Source organism: Herbidospora sakaeratensis (assembly GCF_001570525.1).
In the GTDB taxonomy this organism is placed as follows: domain Bacteria; phylum Actinomycetota; class Actinomycetes; order Streptosporangiales; family Streptosporangiaceae; genus Herbidospora; species Herbidospora sakaeratensis.
In genome coordinates this window covers 73,305-90,300 of the sequence record NZ_BBXC01000008.1, presented here as the reverse complement: position 1 = coordinate 90,300, position 16,996 = coordinate 73,305, and the positions used below count along the sequence as shown (strand labels likewise).

General features: G+C 72.6%; 14 protein-coding genes. 6 read left to right on the top strand and 8 right to left on the bottom strand.

The window, feature by feature from the left end:
* Positions 1-58: 58 nt before the first annotated feature.
* Positions 59-1,648 carry a restriction endonuclease gene (locus AW271_RS41380; protein WP_218007988.1) on the top strand — a complete coding sequence of 530 codons (1,590 nt, stop codon included), beginning with the start codon at positions 59-61 and terminating at the stop codon, positions 1,646-1,648.
* 7 nt (positions 1,649-1,655) lie between these two features.
* On the opposite strand, the gene ybiA is transcribed toward AW271_RS41380, so the two are convergent.
* A complete protein-coding gene (gene ybiA / locus AW271_RS06245) occupies positions 1,656-2,207 on the bottom strand; it encodes a riboflavin biosynthesis intermediates N-glycosidase (RefSeq protein WP_062333336.1) in 552 nt (183 codons plus the stop codon).
* A gap of 95 nt (positions 2,208-2,302) precedes the next feature.
* Positions 2,303-3,691 carry an RCC1 domain-containing protein gene (locus AW271_RS06240; RefSeq protein WP_062333333.1) on the bottom strand — a complete coding sequence of 463 codons (1,389 nt, stop codon included), beginning with the start codon at positions 3,689-3,691 and terminating at the stop codon, positions 2,303-2,305.
* Between the two features lie 192 nt (positions 3,692-3,883).
* Between AW271_RS06240 and rfbA the strand changes: the two genes are divergently transcribed.
* From rfbA to AW271_RS06215, 5 genes are read left to right on the top strand one after another with little or no spacing between them, the layout of a single operon-like run.
* Entirely contained in the window at positions 3,884-4,756 is an 873-nt protein-coding gene (gene rfbA / locus AW271_RS06235) for a glucose-1-phosphate thymidylyltransferase RfbA (protein ID WP_062333330.1), read from the top strand.
* Between the two features lie 52 nt (positions 4,757-4,808).
* Complete coding sequence (locus AW271_RS06230) at positions 4,809-5,933, top strand: AMP-binding protein (RefSeq protein ID WP_062333326.1); 1,125 nt, start codon at positions 4,809-4,811, stop codon at positions 5,931-5,933.
* Entirely contained in the window at positions 5,930-7,453 is a 1,524-nt protein-coding gene (locus AW271_RS06225; RefSeq protein WP_245652954.1) for an aromatic amino acid ammonia-lyase, read from the top strand. Before AW271_RS06230 ends, AW271_RS06225 begins: the two co-directional genes overlap by 4 nt.
* Complete coding sequence (locus tag AW271_RS06220; RefSeq protein ID WP_063817893.1) at positions 7,450-8,370, top strand: methyltransferase domain-containing protein; 921 nt, start codon at positions 7,450-7,452, stop codon at positions 8,368-8,370. The genes AW271_RS06225 and AW271_RS06220 overlap by 4 nt, the downstream gene beginning before the upstream one ends.
* Positions 8,363-9,292: a putative sugar O-methyltransferase gene (locus AW271_RS06215; protein WP_062333323.1), complete on the top strand. Its 930-nt coding sequence runs from the start codon at positions 8,363-8,365 to the stop codon at positions 9,290-9,292. Before AW271_RS06220 ends, AW271_RS06215 begins: the two co-directional genes overlap by 8 nt.
* Positions 9,293-9,339: 47 nt before the next feature.
* Here the strand turns inward: AW271_RS06215 and AW271_RS06210 are convergent, their stop codons facing one another.
* From AW271_RS06210 to AW271_RS06185, 6 genes are read right to left on the bottom strand one after another with little or no spacing between them, the layout of a single operon-like run.
* Complete coding sequence (locus AW271_RS06210) at positions 9,340-10,617, bottom strand: activator-dependent family glycosyltransferase (RefSeq protein WP_062333320.1); 1,278 nt, start codon at positions 10,615-10,617, stop codon at positions 9,340-9,342.
* A complete protein-coding gene (locus AW271_RS06205) occupies positions 10,617-11,882 on the bottom strand; it encodes an activator-dependent family glycosyltransferase (protein WP_062333317.1) in 1,266 nt (421 codons plus the stop codon). Before AW271_RS06205 ends, AW271_RS06210 begins: the two co-directional genes overlap by 1 nt.
* A gap of 2 nt (positions 11,883-11,884) precedes the next feature.
* Entirely contained in the window at positions 11,885-13,159 is a 1,275-nt protein-coding gene (locus AW271_RS06200; protein ID WP_062335214.1) for an activator-dependent family glycosyltransferase, read from the bottom strand.
* A gap of 5 nt (positions 13,160-13,164) precedes the next feature.
* Entirely contained in the window at positions 13,165-14,421 is a 1,257-nt protein-coding gene (locus AW271_RS06195; protein ID WP_062333314.1) for an activator-dependent family glycosyltransferase, read from the bottom strand.
* Positions 14,422-14,429: 8 nt separating this feature from the next.
* Positions 14,430-15,710, bottom strand: coding sequence for an activator-dependent family glycosyltransferase (locus AW271_RS06190; protein WP_062333311.1), 1,281 nt, complete (start codon positions 15,708-15,710; stop codon positions 14,430-14,432).
* A 17-nt stretch (positions 15,711-15,727) separates the two neighbouring features.
* The gene (locus AW271_RS06185; RefSeq protein WP_062333309.1) at positions 15,728-16,987 is read right to left on the bottom strand and encodes an activator-dependent family glycosyltransferase; all 1,260 of its coding nucleotides are present in this window, start codon (positions 16,985-16,987) and stop codon (positions 15,728-15,730) included.
* Positions 16,988-16,996: the final 9 nt, after the last annotated feature.

The window sequence follows — 16,996 nt, the reverse complement described above, 5'->3', positions numbered from 1 at the left end:
AATCGAGTCACGACCGAGTGGTCATCTCACTGTGGCGGGATATGCCTACGCTCTGGACGTGACCCGGAATGGCAGCGAATGGGAGCGTCAACAGGCCAGGCAGCGCCGCGAGGCGGAGCGAAAAGAACGGGAATCGGCGCGACGCGCGAAAGAGCAAGAAAAGGCGCGGAAGCTCCGCCATCAGGAAACGCAGCTGTCGATCGCGGAGCGCCGGACGAAGGAGGTAGCCGATCAAATCGAGCGACTCGACCGTCTTCTGGTAAGCATTCTCGACCTCCCTCCGCTCACCTTCGATCGATTGAAGTCGACCGTCCCTGACCGGACCTTCAACCCCGGCGAACTCGGCGTGGCCCGGCCCGCTCCCGTCTGGACGGCGCCTCCGGCACCTTCGGGGCTGGCCCGCGTCTTCGGTGGGCAGGCGCGGCACGAGCGACTGCTCGCCAAGGTCAGAAGAGACTTCGACGCCGCCCACGCGCTGCATGTGGACAGTGAACGTAAGCGCATCGCCGAACTGGGGCGAATGCGCCGTCAGTTTGAGCGCGAAGTCGAAGCCGACCGGCAGCGAGTGGACACGGAGAACACCCGGCTGGCCCGAATCCGGCTGGAGGTGCGAAACGGCCGACCGGAAGGGGTGGAGTGGTTCGCCGGTGAGGTTCTCAAACGATCGCCCTATCCGGCGGACTTCCCACGCTCCATTCAGGTCGCCTACCGGCCGGAAACCCGCGATGTCCTCGTAGAACTTGAATTACCGCCGCAACGCGTCATTCCGACTGTGCGCGGATACAAGTACATTCGGGTCCGCGATGCGACCGATCCGGTGCCCCGGCCGCTGACTGAGATCAAACAGCGGTTCAACAAATTGATCGCCTGTGTGGCGTTGCGGACCTTCCACGAGATGTTCAGGGCGTTGCCGCCCGAGGTCGTGGACGCCGTCGTCTTCAGCGGCAGGCTCACGACGACCGATCGCGCCACCGGCCATCAGGTTCGGGTGCACCTTCTGAACGCCTCCTGCGAGCGCGTGACGTTCGACAAGCTCAACCTGGCGGAAGTCGACCCAGTCGAATGTCTCAAGAAGCTCAACGCACTGGTGTCGCCGAATCCGTACGACGTGGAGGCGATCGAACCCTTCCTCACCATCGATCTCAGCCGGTTCCGGTTCTCCGAGGACATGGACGTCGTCTCGGGTCTCGACTCCCGTCGTAACCTCCTCACGTTGTCGCCGACAGAGTTCGAACAACTCATCCGGCAACTGTTCGTCGCCATGGGAGCGGAGGCCTGGACCACCATCCCGTCCAAGGACGGAGGCATTGACGCGGTCGCCACCAGCAAGGACATGTTCTTCGGCGGCGTCTGCCTCATCCAGGCCAAGCGGTGGTCCGGCCTGGTCGGGCTCGAAGCGGTGCACGCGCTGACCGGAGTGATGGCCGACCACAACGCGACGACGGGCGTGCTCGTGACGACCTCGTGGTTCAGCCGGACCAGCGAACAGTTCGCGCACCGGCATCGCATCAAGCTGATCAACGGCGCGGAGCTGAAACACCTGATCAAAGAACATCTCAACCAGGACGTCATACCGGGAACGACCCCGCCGCGCCGTCCCCGGGCGTCGGACAACCAGCACAGAGGCCGCCCCGGCCCCGCCATATGACCGGGACTCAGGCGAGGATGTCGCGGGCCTCCATCAGGGCGAAGCCGAGCAGGTTGAGGCCGCGCCACGTCGTGGGCGAGGCGGCGCGTTCGTCGCTCGCCGTCAGGCCGATGCCCCAGACGCGGTCGTGGGGGCTGGCCTCGACCAGCACCCGGTCGCGGGTGCCGAGCAGGTAGTCGCGCAGGTCGGGGTGGGCGGCGAACTTGGCGGTGCTGCCCCTGGCCACGATGGCGTAGCGGTGCTCGGTCCAGACGGCGTCGTCGAAGTCGCGGACCTGGCGGCCGAGTCTCTTGGCCTCGCCCGGGTGGGGGGCCGCGAGGATCTCGGCGGCCGTCTCGGCGTCGCCGAACAACCACGCCTTGTGGGCCATCATGTAGTGCTCGGCCGAGTGGAAGAGGTGGCCGTCTTCGGTGAAGTCGGCCTCCCACCACTGGCTCAGGCAGCCCGCGCCCACCCCGCCGTCGCGAGGTGGGCGGTGGCCCCAGAAGAACAGGTAACGCGGCGGCCGGCCGGACGCCTCGGCCTGGACCGCTTCTTCGACGGTGCGGGGTAACGTCACCGCCCCAACCTAACGGGCGCCGCCGACGTTCTTCGGCTTCGGCGGCGGCTTCGGGCGGCGCTGGTCGTTTCGGGGTGGCGGGGCCGTGCGGGCGGTCACGGGCACGGTCCGTCGGGGGCGACGGCGACGGTGATGTTCACCTCGTGGCCGAGGGGCACGACGACGCCGGGGGCCGGGTCCTGGGCGGTGACCTGGTCGAGCTCGTTGCACAGGCGGTCGACCCAGTGGGTCACGGAGCCGAGGGTCAGGCCGCGCTCGGTGATCCGGGTGGTCGCGGTGTCCTCGAACAGGCCGGTCACGTCGGGCACGGCCACCGTCGACGGCGGGCTCGTCGGGGTCGGGTCGGGCTGGTTGCCGACGAGGGCCAGCGTCGTCGAGCGGCCGACCGAGATCGTGCTCACCCGGGAGGTGAGGACGGCGACCTGGTGTGCGGTCGTCTCGTAGGGGGCCGCCGAGCCCGTGCCGAGGGCGCCGTTGGTGTTGTCGCCCCAGGTCAGCACCCTCCCGTCGGCGGTGACGCCGGCCGAGGTGCCGCCGGTGCCGGGGTCGGCCCAGGTCAGGCCGGTGATCGGGGTGACGACCGGAGTGCGCCGGGGCAGGGTGGTGCCGTCGCCGAGGCGGCCGGCGGTGTTGTCGCCCCAGGCGTACAGGCGGCCTCCCGCGACGGCGAAGGTCGAGCGTTCGCCGGGGAGCACCATCTGGGCGTTCGTGATGCCGGGCACCCGGATCGGCACGTACGACCTCGGGGCCGCGCCGATGCCGAGCTGGCCGGAGGCGTTGGAGCCCCACGTCCACACCGTGCCGTCGGACTTCAGGGCGGCCGAGTGCACGCCGCTGCGCGAGGCGTGCGCGGTCAGCACGCCGGAGATCCCGGTGAGCCGGACCGGGGTGGGCCGGTTGACGGTGGTGCCGTCGCCGAGTTCGGCGAACCCGTTGTGGCCCCAGGCCCAGACGGCCCCGTCGGTCGTGACGGCCAGGCTGTGCCGGTGTCCGGCCGACACGCTGCGTACGCCGGTCAGGCCGGGGACCCTGATCGGGCTGGGCCGGCTGACGGTCGTGCCGTCGCCGAGTTGCCGGTAGGTGTTGTCGCCCCACGCCCAGACGGTCCCCTCGGAGTCGACGGCCAGGACGTGCCGGTCGCCCACCGAGAGCGAGCTGACGAACGGCAGGCCGGTCACCTCCCGGGGGGTCGCCGAGGAGACCACGCCGGGCACGTCGCCCCACAGGAACACCACCCCGCGGTCGTTGATCCCGGCGCTGAACGTGCCGCCGGTCGCCACCTGGCGGATGCGCATCGACCCGTACGGGCGGCCCGGCAACCGGCCCACCAGCGTCGGGACCGGGCTGCCGGTGGTGGTGCCGTCGCCGAACTGGCCGCTGGAGTTGAGCCCCCAGGCCCAGAACTTGACGCCCGTCCACTGCGGCTCGGGCGTGAACGCGGCGAGCGCCGCGACGACCGCCAGCACGGCGGCCAGAAACCTCATCGTTCTCACACCGGTGGGGCGTTCCGCCGCCGGTCCACCCGTGTGCCGCGATGTGTCCCGCGATGGATCGGCGAAAGCGATAGCACGGCCGAACGGGAGAAGTCGAGCCCGGTTCTCCTTTCTTGGTCGCCGGTCCTGCCCGTGATTACCCTGGGCCGCATCCACCCGATAATCGAAAAGAAGGGGCGGGTGATGAAAGGAATTGTTCTCGCCGGCGGCAGCGGCACGCGTATGCATCCCCTGACACTGGCGACGTCGAAGCAACTGCTCGCCATCTATGACAAGCCGATGGTCTATTACCCGCTTTCGGTGCTCATGCTGGCCGGGCTGCGCGAGATCCTGGTCATCTCCACGCCCGACAACCTGCCGCTGCTGCGCCGGCTGCTGCGCGACGGGTCGCACCTCGGGCTGGAGATCACCTACGCCGAGCAGCCCGAGCCGCGCGGCATCGCGGAGGCGTTCGTCATCGGGGCCGATCACGTCGGCGACGACGAGGTGGCGCTCATCCTGGGCGACAACTTCTTCCACGGGGCCGGTTTCCCGCGCATCCTGCGGGCCAGCCGCAGCAGGCTGAACGGCTGCACCATGTTCGGCTACCCCGTGTCCGACCCCGAGAGATACGGGATCGGCGAGGTCGACGCCGAGGGCGTGCTGGTCTCCATCGAGGAGAAGCCGCTGCGGCCGCGCTCCAACGACGCCATCACCGGCCTCTACCTCTACGACAACGACGTCCTGGAGATCGTCCGCGACCTGGTGCCCTCCGACCGGGGGGAACTGGAGATCACCGACGTCAACAAGGCGTACCTGAAGCAGGGGCGGGCCCACCTGGTCCGGCTGGGGCGTGGGTTCACCTGGCTCGACGCCGGCACCCACGACTCGATCCTGGCTGCCGGTCAGTACGTGCAGACCATCGAGAAACGCCAGGGCGTGCGGGTCGCCTGTCTCGAGGAGATCGCGCTGCGGATGGGATACATCGACACCGACGCGTGTCACCGGCTCGGCGCCGAAATGAAGAACTCGGAATACGGCCGCTATTTGATGGAAATCGCGGAGTCGTTCGGTTGAGCCAGGTGCTGTCCCGCTGGCGGGACGGGAATTCAGCCGCGAGGAGGGCGTCATGGATTATGCCGAGTTGAGCCCGGGTGAATTGTTGTCACTCGAATTCGCCGCGCCGGCCGTGACGGAGCGCGCCTGGCACGTGGAATGGGACGTCGGCGACGGCGGGCCCGAGCGGCTCGTCATGGACCTGCTGCCCCCGGTGATCGACTTCCGCACCTCCGGCAGCACCGGGGAGAGCCGCCTGTGGCGCCGGCTGCGGGAGAACGTCTGGCGGGAGGCGGGCCTGCTCGCCGACATGGTCGCGCCGGAGAAGCCGGAGGCCGTCGTGTCGTGCGTGCCGCCCGCGCACCTGTTCGGCGCGCTGGCCAGTGTGCTGGTGCCGGCCCATCTGCGGGTGCCGGTCTGGCACAAGCCCACGTTCTACGGGGCCATGCCGCCGATCGAACAGCGCCGGGTGGTCGTGGTGGCCACGCCGTGGATCTTCACGCTGCTGCTCCAGCACCTCGCGTGGGTGCGGGAGATGGAGCACGTCACGGTCCTCTACGGCGGCGCGATGATCCCCGAGACGGCCGGGGAGTTCCTGGCCGCCGCCGGGCCCGACCGCGCGCTGATCGTCGAGATGCTCGGGTCGACCGAGGCCGGGGGCATCGCGACCCGCCGCTGGCGGGAGGGCGAGCCGCCGTCGTGGACGCTCTTCCCCGACGTCTCCTTCGCCGAACTCGGCGAGCCCGACGAGGACGACGAGGTGCCCCTCGTCATCTCCAGCCCCCGCCTGGCCTTCGCCCCGGGCGAGCCCGCGCCCTCGGTTTGGGAGGCCGACGACCGCGTGCGCCCCCTCGACGAGCGGCGGTTCCACTTCGCCGGACGCCGCTCCCGCCTGGTCAAGGTGAACGGCCGCCGGATCAACCTCGACGAGGTCGAGAACGCCCTGCGCGGCGTGCTCGACTGCGCCGACCTGGCCGTGCTCCCGGTCGCCGACCGGATGATCGGCGAGCACGTCGACCTGCTGGTCGTGCCGAAACCGGGCGGCGGCCTGGCCGACCTCGACCTGGCCGCGGCCTTCGAGCGCATGGGCGTGCGGCCCCGGCGCGTGCACGCGGTCCCCCGGATCGAGCGGTCCGCACTCGGCAAGGTACGGCACCTTTCGACCCCACCCACGAGCGAAGCAGAGGAAGCACAGTGACACTGATCGCCGAAACGCCGGGGACCACGACCGGCGCGGCGCACCTGGCGGACATCGCCGCGAGCGCCGCCTGGGACAGCCGGATCGAGCCGTGTGACGACGCCGCCGTCGCCCGGATGGAGGCCAGCGCGGCGACGATCGCCAAGCACCTGGCCTCCGAGCGGCCCATCTACGGCCTCACCCAGGGGTTCGGCCCGCTCGTGCTCTACTCGGCCGAGTCGGAGATGGAGCAGGGCAGCTCGCTCATCTCCCACCTGGGCACCGGGCAGGGCCGCCCGCTGAGCCCCGAGGTCAGCCGGCTGATCCTGTTCCTGCGGCTCAACAGCATGCGGCGCGGCTACTCCGCCGTCACGCCGGAGTTCTGGCAGGTGCTGGCCGACCTGTGGAACGCGGGCTACACGCCGGTCATCCCGCGCGACGGCACGGTCAGCGCCAGCGGCGACCTCCAGCCGCTCGCGCACGCCGCGCTGACGTTCACCGGCACGGGCGAGGCGTGGGTGCGCGGGGACGGCGGCGGCTGGACGATCCGGCCCGCCCGCGAAGCGCTGGCCGCGCTCGGCGCCGAGCCGTTCGAGTGGCCGGTCAGGGAGGCGCTCGCCTTCGTCAACGGCACCGGCGCGAGCCTGGCGGTGTCGATCCTCAACCACCAGTCGGCGCTGCGGCTGGTGCGCGCCGCCGCGATGCTCGCCGGACGGCTGGCCGCCCTGCTGCGCGCCAACCCCGAGCACTACGACGACGGCCACGCCGTCGCCCGGGGCCAGCTCGGCCAGCACACCGTGGCCCGCTGGATCAGGCAGGAGCTGCCGGACGGCCTGGTCAGGGACGAGCGGCGGCCGCTCCAGGAGCCGTACAGCCTGCGGTGCGCGCCGCAGGTGCTCGGCGCGGTGCTCGACCAGCTCACCATGGCGGGCGACGTGCTCGACCGCGAGGCGAACGGCTGCCAGGACAACCCGATCACCTACGACGACCAGGTCCTGCACGGCGGCAACTTCCACGCCATGCCGGTGGGCCTGGCGTCCGACCAGATCGGCCTGTCCATGCACATGGCCGCCTACCTGGCCGAACGGCAACTCGGGCTGCTGCTCAACCCGGCCACCAACGGCGACCTGCCGATGATGCTCACCCCCCGGGCCGGGCGCGGCTGCGGGCTGGCCGGCGTGCACATCAGCGCCACCTCGTTCGTGTCCAAGATCAGGCAGACGGTCACGCCGGCGTCGCTGACCACGCTGCCCACCAACGGCTGGAACCAGGACCACGTGCCGATGGCGCTGAACGGCGCCAACGCCGTGGCCGACGGCCTCGACCTCGGCTGGCTGACCATCGGCTCGCTGGCGCTGGGCGTGGCCCAGCTCGCCGTCATGGTCGGCGACCGGCCGTCGGGGGTGTGGGCGGAACTGGCCGAGATCTCGCCGCCGCTGGACGCCGACCGGCCGATGGCGGCCGAGGTGCGGGCGGCCCGCGACCTGCTCGACCGCCAGGCCGCCGCCGAGCTGGCCGAAGAGCGGGGGGACCGCCGGTGAGCGTGGAGCAGTTGCGCCGCAGCGCGCGCTCGTTCGCGACCGGCACCCGGGACACCCGCCAGGGTCCCACCCCCGACCAGGTCGCCGACTTCTACGACCGCAACGCCCGCGCGCTGGAGGAGATCTACGGCGGCCAGATCCACGTGGGCTACTGGACCGGCCCCGACGACGCCGCGCCGTTCGGGCCGGCCGCCGCCCGGCTGACGTCCCGCATGACCACCGCGCTCCGGATCGGGCCCGGCGACCACGTCCTGGACCTCGGCTGCGGGCCGGGGGCCGCCGCGCTCCAGGTGGCGCGGGAGACCGGCGCGCGGGTGACCGGCGTCGCGATCAGCCGGGTCGAGGTCGAGCTGGCCTCGGCGCGGGCCGAGGCCGAGTCGATGACCGACCGGGTGACGTTCCGGCACGCCGACGCGCTCGACCTGCCCTTCGAGGCGGGGACCTTCGACGCCGTGCTGGCGGCCGAGACGGTCCCGCACTTCCCCGACCGGACGGCCGCGCTGCGCGAGTGCGCCCGCGTGCTGCGCCCCGGCGGCCGCCTGGTGCTCACCGACAACATCCGGCGCGGCCCGCTGGAGCTCGACCCGGCGGAGGAGGAGGCGTTCCTCAAAGCGACCGCGGCCTGGCGGATGGCGCCCATGGCCCGCCTGGAGGACTATCCCGGCCTCGCCGAGCGGGCCGGCTTCGCGGTCGAGGAGGTCGCCGACCTCACCGAGCACACCAAGCAGTCGTTCCGCTGGTTGTACGTGGCCACCCGCGAGTACGCCGCCCGGCACGGCGACCTGCCCGCCGACCTGCTCGGCATCTTCTGCGTCGGCGACGACGTCGACTGGCTGGAGTACGAGGACGACGAGGAGGAGCACGACGGGGTCGTGCTCGTCGTGGCCCGCAAACCGGAGACCGACGGCGATGAGTGACCGCGAGACCGCCCCGGCGACCCACAAGTACGGCCAGAGCCCGCAGTGGGCCCGCATCAACCGCACGAGCCTGGCGCTGGACGCGCTCGACCTGGCCACCTTCAAGTCGAGCACGGTCAACTACAAGATCTCGTTGTGGAACCCGGAGGCGAACGGCCTCCGCTACCTCAAGACCCTGACCTACAACCTGGCCGCCGACCTGTCGCCGGAGAACCGGGCCCGCCTGGCCCGCATCCGCAACCGCGACGTCGGCGCCCCGATCACGGTCACCGTGGACGGCGACCGGGTCTGCCTCGACTACCTTCAGGCGGTGCACGAGCTCGAGTTCGTCAGCCGCTCGGTGAAGCTCGACGGGGCCCGGGTGCTGGAGATCGGGGCCGGCTACGGCCGCTCCTGCCACGCCGTGTTGTCCAACCACGACGTCGCCGAGTACGTCATCGTGGACCTGGAGAACTGCCTGACCCTCTCGCGCGACTACCTGCGCGCGGTGCTCACGCCCGAGCGGTTCGGCCGGGTGCGCTTCCTCGGCATCGACGAGGTGGACGGCCTCCTCGGCGGCCCCGCCTTCGACCTGTGCCTGAACATCGACTCCTTCGCCGAGATGAACGAGGAGACGGCGCGCAACTATCTCACGGTCATCGACACGGTCGCCACAGCCTTCTACACCAAGAACCCCGTCGGGAAGTACCTCGACTACAGCCTCGACCGGCAGTACGACGGCGAGGAGGCGGTCCGGCTGGCGCTCGGGTCGGGGCTGCTGCGCGACATCGTCGACGTCCACGACGCCTCGGCCGTGCGCGAGCACGCGGCCCGTTTCGTCGCCGTCTACCGGCCCGGGCCGGAGTGGACCCTGGTGGAGGACGGCTGGGCCCGCCCGTGGACGTTCTACTGGCAGGCGCTCTACGCGAGAACCGCGTCCTGACGAACGGCGGAAGGGGCGGGCCCGGTCGCGGGCCCGCCCCTTCTCGTCTAGGAGCTCCGGTGCTTCTCGGTGAGCGCCTCCAGTTCCGGCACCAGGTCGTTGGGCGTGGGCAGCCGGTGCATCTCCGCGCGCAGCCGCTCGGCCCCCGCCCGCAGCCCGGGGTCGGTCAGCAGGCGTTGCACGGCCTCCCGGATCGCCGGCCCGGTGGCCTCGGCGGGACGCATCTGCAGCGCGCCCCCCTGCGCGGCGAGCTTGCGCGCCATGATCGGCTCGTTGAAGTGGTGGCCGACGGCCAGTTGCGGCACGCCGTGCAGGGCGGTCGTCAGCACGGTGCCGTCGCCGCCGTGGTCGATGACGGCCGCGCAGGTGGGCACGAGCGCGTCCAGCGGCACGAACGGCACCAGCCGGGCGTTGGCCGGCACCCGGCGCAGCCGGGCCCGCTGCGCGTCGGGGATGGTGGCGACCACCTCGACGTCGAGGTCGGCCAGGTGGTCGAGCGCCTCCTGCACGCCGATCGCGAAGCCGCCCGAGAAGCCGTCGGCGGCGAAGCCGAGGGTCAGCGCGACCCTCGGGCGCGCCGGTGGGGTGCGCAACCAGCGGGGCACGGTGGCGACGCCGACGTGCGGGACGTACCGCATCCGCAGGTAGTGCAGCCCGTCGGCCTGGTCGCTGAGCGAGGCGGGCAGCTGGTGGATGGTGAAGTGCCCGGTGGCCAGGTCCTCGCCGTAGGGGAAGCCGTACTTGCGGGCGTAGCCGCCGAGCCAGTCGGCCAGCGGGTCGGCCCGCTCCTGCGGCGGCTGCTGCGCCTTGAGCCGCAGGAAGTGCTCGCGGGCGAGGCCGAAGACGTCCAGGCACCACAACTGGCGGGCGTGCGCGGCGCCGACGGCCCGGGCCGCGATGGCGCCCGCGTAGCTGAACGGCTCCCAGATCACCAGGTCGGGACGCCAGCGCCGGGCGAACTCGACCAGGCCGGCGATCATCGGCAGGTTCTCGGCCCGGTAGCCGTCGACGGCGTCGGCGTAGCCGCCGAGCATGCGCTCCCAGGTGGCGTGCGCGGGGTCGTCCACGACGTCGAACGGCGGCGACAGCCCGGCCCGCGCCTGCTCCAGCTGCTCGTCGGTCACGCCGTAGCCCCGGAGGAGCCGGACCATGTCGAGGTCGCGGCCCACCGGCACCGCGGTCAGCCCGGCCCGGGTGATCGCGTCGGCGAAGCCGGGCTGGCTGGCCACCCTGACCTCGTGGCCCGCCGTGCGCAGCGCCCACGCCAGCGGCACCAGCGGCAGGAACGTGCTGGTGCCGGGCGTGATGGCGAACAGGACCCGCATCAGCGGCTCCGGTACTTGGCGGTGAGCTCCTCCAGCTGCGGGACCAGCTGGTTGGGCGTCGGCATGGCGTGGATCTCGTCGCGCAGGTCGCGGGCGCGCTGGGCGAAGGAAGGCTCGTCGAGCAGCCGCCGCACCTGGGTGCGGATCTCCTCCTCGGACGCCAGGTCGCCGCGGATCGTCAGCCCGGCGCCCTGGGCGCTGTGCAGGCGGGACAACTCGGGCTCGTCGATGTCCCACGGCAGGGTGAGCTGCGGGATCCCGTATCCGGCGGTGGTGATCAGCGTGCCGGCGCCCGCGTGGTTGATGACGACGCTGCAGGTGGGGGCCAGCGCGTGCAGCGGGACGAAGGGCACGATGCGCGCGTTGTCCGGCACCCGCAGCTCCTTCTGGGCGGCCTCGGCGATGGTGGCCACCACCTCGACGTCGAGGTCGGCCAGCGCGTCGAGCGCGGTCTGCACGTCGACCGTGTACGTCGCGAAGCGTTCCCCGGCCGTCCAGCCCAGGGTGAGGGCGACGCGCGGCCGCCGCGGCTCCTGCCACAACCAGTCGGGCACGACGGCCACGCCGTTGTAGGGGACGTAGCGGAGCGGCACGTTGTGCAGGTCGGCCTCCCGGCGAAGCGAGGGAGGCAGCTGGTCGATGGTGAAGTGGCCGGAGGCCATGTCCTCGGTGTACTCGCCGCCGTACTTGCGGGCGTAGCCGCCGAGCCAGTCGGCCAGCGGGTCGGCCCGGTCCTCCGGCGGCCGCTGCGCCTTGAGCCGCAGGAAGTGGTCGCGGGTGACGCCGAACATGTCGATGGAGATCAGCTGCCGTGCCGAGGCCGCCCCGCACGCCTTGGCGGCGATGCCGCCCGCGTACGTCGACGGCTCCCAGATCACCAGATCGGGCTCCCAGTGCAGGGCGAAGTCGACCAGGTCGGCGATGATCGGGAAGTTCTCCCGCCGGTGCTCCTCCGCGACCGCCTCCACGTAGCCCGGCAGCATGCGCTCCCAGGTCGCCTTGGCGGGGTCGTCGACGACGTCGAACGGCCGGTGCAGGCCGTGCCCGATGTCCTCGTGGACGTCCATCGCCACCTCGACGAGGCGGTACATGTCCATGTCGCGGCCGACGGGCACGGCGGTGAGCCCGGCCTGGTTGATCTCCTTGGCGAAGCCGGGCTGGCTGGCGACCCGGACGTCGTGCCCGGCGGTGCGGAGCGCCCAGGCCATCGGCACCATGGGCAGCAGCGTGGTGGTCTCGGGGTTGATCACGAACAGTACGCGCATGGCTAGCGGTTCCTCTCGGTCAGTTCCTCGAGCCGGGCGACCAGCCGGCCGGGGCTCGGCAGGGCGGCCATCTCGGCCCGCAGGTCGTCGGCCCGCTTGGCGAAGGCGGGTTCCTCCAGCAGCCGCAGCACGGCGGCGCGGACGTGCTCGCCGGTCACCCGGTCGGCGTCGACGGCCAGCGCCGCGCCCTGCGCGGCCACCCGCCGGGCGAACAGCGGGCCGTCGAAGTCCCACGGCATCGCGAGTTGCGGCACGCCGTGCCCGGCCGTGGTGAGCATGGTGCCGAAGCCGCCGTGGCTGAGCACCGCGGCGCAGGTCGCGGCCAGCGCCTGGAGCGGCACGTAGGGCACCACGCGGGCGTTGCCCGGCACCGTGGGCAGGCCGTGCCGCTCGGCGTCGGCAATGGTGGCGACGACCTCGACGTCGAGGTCGGCCAGCGCCTCCAGGAGGTCGCGCACGCTGACCGAGTACCCGGCCGCGTGGTCGGTGAGGCTGACGCCCATCGTCAGCGCGACGCGGGGACGCCGGGGCGGTTCGCGCAACCAGCCGGGCACCACGGAGGGCCCGCCGTAGGGGACGTACCGGACCGGGACGTGGCGCAGGCCCGGGGCCCGCACGGCGATCGAGGCGGGCAGCTGGTCGATGGTGAACTGGCCGGTCACCATGTCCTCGGCGAAGGCGCCGCCGTGCATGCGGGCGTAGCCGTCGAGCCACTCGGCCAGCGGGTCGGCGCGGTCGTGCGCCGGCCGGCCCTCCTTCAGGTCCAGGAAGCGGGCGCGGGTCAGGCCGAAGACGTCCAGGCTCCAGAGGAGGCGCGCGTGCGCGGCCCCGCAGGCGCGGGCGGCGATCGGGCCCGCGAAGGCGAGCGGCTCCCAGACGACGAGGTCGGGCCGCCAGTGGCGGGCGAACTCGGTCAGCCCGGCGATCATGGGCAGGCAGCCGGGCCGGTGCCAGTGGCGCAGCACCTCGGCGTACCCCTCGGTCAGGTGCTCCCAGGCGCCCCGCTCGGGGAACTGGGCCACGTCATAGGGGGCGGGCAGGCCGTAGGCGGGCCGCCACGTCCAGCCGGGCAGGCGGGGGTCGCGGGCGAGCAGCCGCCACAGGTCGGCGTCGCGGCCGACCGGCACGGCGGTGAGCCCGGCCTGGGTGATCACGCCGGCGAAGGCGGGCTGCGAGGCGACCCGCACCTCGTGGCCGGCCGCGCGCAGCGCCCAGGCCAGCGGCACCATGGCCAGCAGGTGGGCCTTCTCGGGGTTGGCGACGAACAGCACGCGCATGCCGGTCACCGCCCGGCCAGCTCGGCCAGGTCCCCGGCCAGTTCGTTGGGGGAGGGCATGTCGAGCATCTCCTGCCGCAGGCGGCCCGCCGCGACGCCGAAGGCGGGCTCGCGCAGCAGCCGCGACAACCGGTCGCGGATGGTCGGGCCGCTGACCTGGGCGGCCAGCAGCGCCAGCCCGGCGCCCTGCGCGGCGATCCGCCGGGCGAGCGCCGGGCCGTCGCCGTCGAACGGCATCGCCAGCTGGGGCACGCCCTGCAGCGCCGTGGTCGCCAGCGTGCCGAACCCGGCGTGGTGGATGACGGCCGAGCAGGTCGCCACCAGCGCCTGCATCGGCACGAACCGCACCAGCCGCACGTTGCCCGGCAGCTTCCCGCCGAGGCGCTCCCGGTCGGCGTCGCCCACCGTGGCCACCAGCTCGACGTCGAGTTCGGACAGGGCGCCGAGCACGTCGAGGAGGCTCACCGCGCTGCCCGCGCCGTGCTCGGCGAAGCTGATGCCCGTGGTGAAGGCGACCCTCGGCCGCTCCGGCGCGGCCCGCAACCAGCCGGGGACGACGGCCGGGCCCCCGTAGGGCACGTAGCGCAGCGGCACGTAGCGCAGGCCCTCGGCCTCCAGGCGCATCGAGGGCGGCATCAGCGTGATCGTGAAGTCGCCGGTCGCGAGGTCCTCGCCGTACGGGAACCCGTAGGCGCGGGCGTAGCCGTCGAGCCATTCGGCCAGGGGGTCGTCGCCGGACCCGTCGGGTTTGAGGCGGAGGTAGTGCTCCCGGGTCACGCCGAAGCCGTCGACGCTGAACAGCAGGCGGGCGTGGGCCGCGCCGCAGGCCCGGGCCGCGACGGCGCCCGCGTAGGTGGTCGGCTCCCAGATCACCAGGTCGGGTCTCCAGTGCCGGGCGAAGTCGACCAGGGCGGGCACCATGGGGACGTTGCTCATCTTGTGCCAGCGCGGCACCTGGGCGGCGTACCCGTCGCGCAGGTAGGACCAGGTGACGTCCTGGGGCCGCCATTCGGCGGCGTCGTAGGGCACCGGCAGGCCGTTCATGCCGGCCGCGATCCAGTTCAGGTCGCGGTTCATCAGCTGCCAGAGGTCCCGGTCGCCGCCGATGGGCACGGCGGTGAGCCCGGCTTGGGTGACCACCGGGCAGAACGCGGGCTGCACGGCGAACACCACCTCGTGGCCCGCCGCGCGCAGCGCCCACGCCAGCGGCGCCATGGCCAGGAAGTGCGCCTTCTCCGGATAGGTGGTGAACAACACGCGCATGGCGGCCCTCACCTCCGGCCGTGCCGGGCGGCCAGCTCCTCCAGGCGGGGCACGACCTGGTTGGGAGCCGGCACCGACAGCGCCTCGGCCCGCAGCCGCGCCGCGCCCTCGGCGAAGGACGGCTCGGTCAGCAGCCGCCGCACCGCGTCGCGGACGGCCGGGCCGGTGGCCGTGGTGGAGTGCATGGTGAGCCCTGCTCCGGCGGCGGCCAGCAGGGTGGAGAGGGCGGGCTGGTCGACGTCCCACGGCAGGGAGAGTTGCGGGACGCCGAACTGCGCGGTGGTGACCATGGTGCCGACGCCGCCGTGGTGGATCACGGCCGAGCAGGTCGGCACCAGGTCGGGCAGCGGCACGTACGGCACCAGGCGCGCGTTGGCCGGAATGCGCTCCAGCTTCTCCTTCTCCGCGTCGGGGACGGTGGCGACCAGCTCGATGTCCAGGTCGGCCAGCTCGTCGAGGAGTCCCTGCATGTCGACCGGGTAGCCCACGTCGTGCTCGGTGATGGTCAGGCCCATCGTGAGGGCGACCCGGGGGCGCTCGGGCGGGGTGCGCAACCAGGCGGGCACCGACGCGGGGCCGCCGTACTGGGTGTAGCGGACGGGCACATAGGTGAGGTCGCGGGCCTGGACGCGCAGCGGGGGCGGCAGCACGTCGAGGGTGAAGTCGCCGGTGGCGAGGTCCTCTCCCGGGGTGAAGCCGTACTTGCGGGCGTAGGAGCCGAGCCAGTCGGCGAGGGGGTCGGCCCGGCCGTCCTTCAGGCGCAGGAAGTGCTCCCGGGCGATGCCGTAGACGTCCGCGCCGATGAGCAGCCGGGCGTGCGCGGCCCCGCAGGCGCGGGCCGCGACGGCGCCGGCGAAGGTCGTCGGCTCCCAGATGACCAGGTCGGGCCGCCAGTGCCGGGCGAAGTCGACCAGCCCGGCGACCATGGGCACGTTGCTCACCTTGTGCCAGCCGGAGATCTGCCGCTCGTAGCCGTCGCGCAGGTCCTCCCAGGTGAGGTCGGCGGGGTCGCGCTCGAAGGCGTCGTAGGGCGACGGGTAGCCGGGCTCCCGGTTCCCCGCGAACGCCCGGTCCTGCCGGGGCAGGTTCCGCACCCGGCCGATGACCTGCCACAGGTCGCGGTCGCCGCCCACCGGCACGGCCGTCAGCCCGGCCTGGGTGACCACGTCGGCGAACTTCGGCTGCACCGCCACCCGCACCTCGTGGCCCGCCGTGCGCAGCGCCCACGCGAGCGGCACCATCAGCAGGAAATGGGTCCTCTCTGGATATGTCGTAATCAGGACGCGCATCCGGGTCTCTTTCCTGGTCAGCGGTGCTTGGCGGTGAGTTCTTCGAGGTGCGGGACGAGCTCGGCGGCGCTGGGCAGCGCGTGCATCTCGTCGCGGAGGTCGTGGGCGCGCCGGGCGAACGACGGCTCGGTGAGCAGCCGGTCGACGGCTTCGGCGACGGCTGGGCCGGTGGCCCGGGTGGTGTGGATCTCCAGCCCCGCGCCGTGCGCGGCCAGCTTCCTGGCCAGGGTGGGCTGGTCGAAGTGGTAGTGCAGCGACAGCTGCGGCACGGGGTGCAGCGCCGTGGTGGCCAGGGTCGCGGCCCCGGCGTGGTGGATGACGGCGGCGCAGGTGGGGGCCAGGGCGTGCCACGGGACGTAGGACACGATCCGGGCGTTGGGCGGGATCCGCCGGAGCTTCGGCTGCTCGCTGGCCGCGATGGTGGCGACCACCTCGACGTCGAGCTCGCCCAGGTGGTCGAGGACGTCCTGGACGTCGACGTTGTAGCCGGTGTAGGTCTCCGTCGCGCTGAGCCCCATGGTGAACCCGACACGCGGGCGGGCGGGCGGCTCGCGCAACCAGCCCGGGACCACCGCGGGGCCGCCGTAGGGGACGTACCGCATGCGGGCGTAGGAGAGGCCCTCGGCCTCGACCTGGAGGCTGCGGGGCAGCTGGTCGACGGTGAACTGGCCGGTGAGCAGGTCCTCGCCGAAGTCGAAGCCGTACTTGCGGGCGTAGCCGGCCAGCCAGTCGGCCATCGGGTCGGACCGCAGCTCCGGGGGCCGCCGCTCGTTGAGCCGCCGGTAGAGGGCGCGCACCCCGCCGTAGACGTCGACGCTGAACAGCAGGCGGGCGTGCGCGGCCCCGGCGGCCCGCGCGGCGACCGGACCGGCGAAGGTGAGCGGTTCCCAGACGACCAGGTCGGGCTTCCAGTGCCGGGCGAAGTCCACCAGGTCGGCGATGATCGGGAAGTTGCCGTAGCGGTGCCACAGGTTCGCCGCCCGGGCCATGCCCGGCTTCAGGTACTCCCAGGTGGCCTTCTCCGGATCGTCGAAGGCGTCGTACGGCGGCGGGATGCCCACCCGCTCCGCCTCCAGCTCCTCGGCCGAGCGCACCATCCGCAACTCCCGGTCGCGCCCGACGGGCACGGCGGTCAGCCCGGCCGAGGTGATCACGCCGGCGAAGCCCGGCTGGCTGGCGAACACCACCTCGTGCCCCGCCGCGCGGAACGCCCAGGCCAGCGGCACCATGTACTGGAAGATCGTCTTGGCCGGCACGGCGGCGAACATCACCCGCATGGTCGTCCT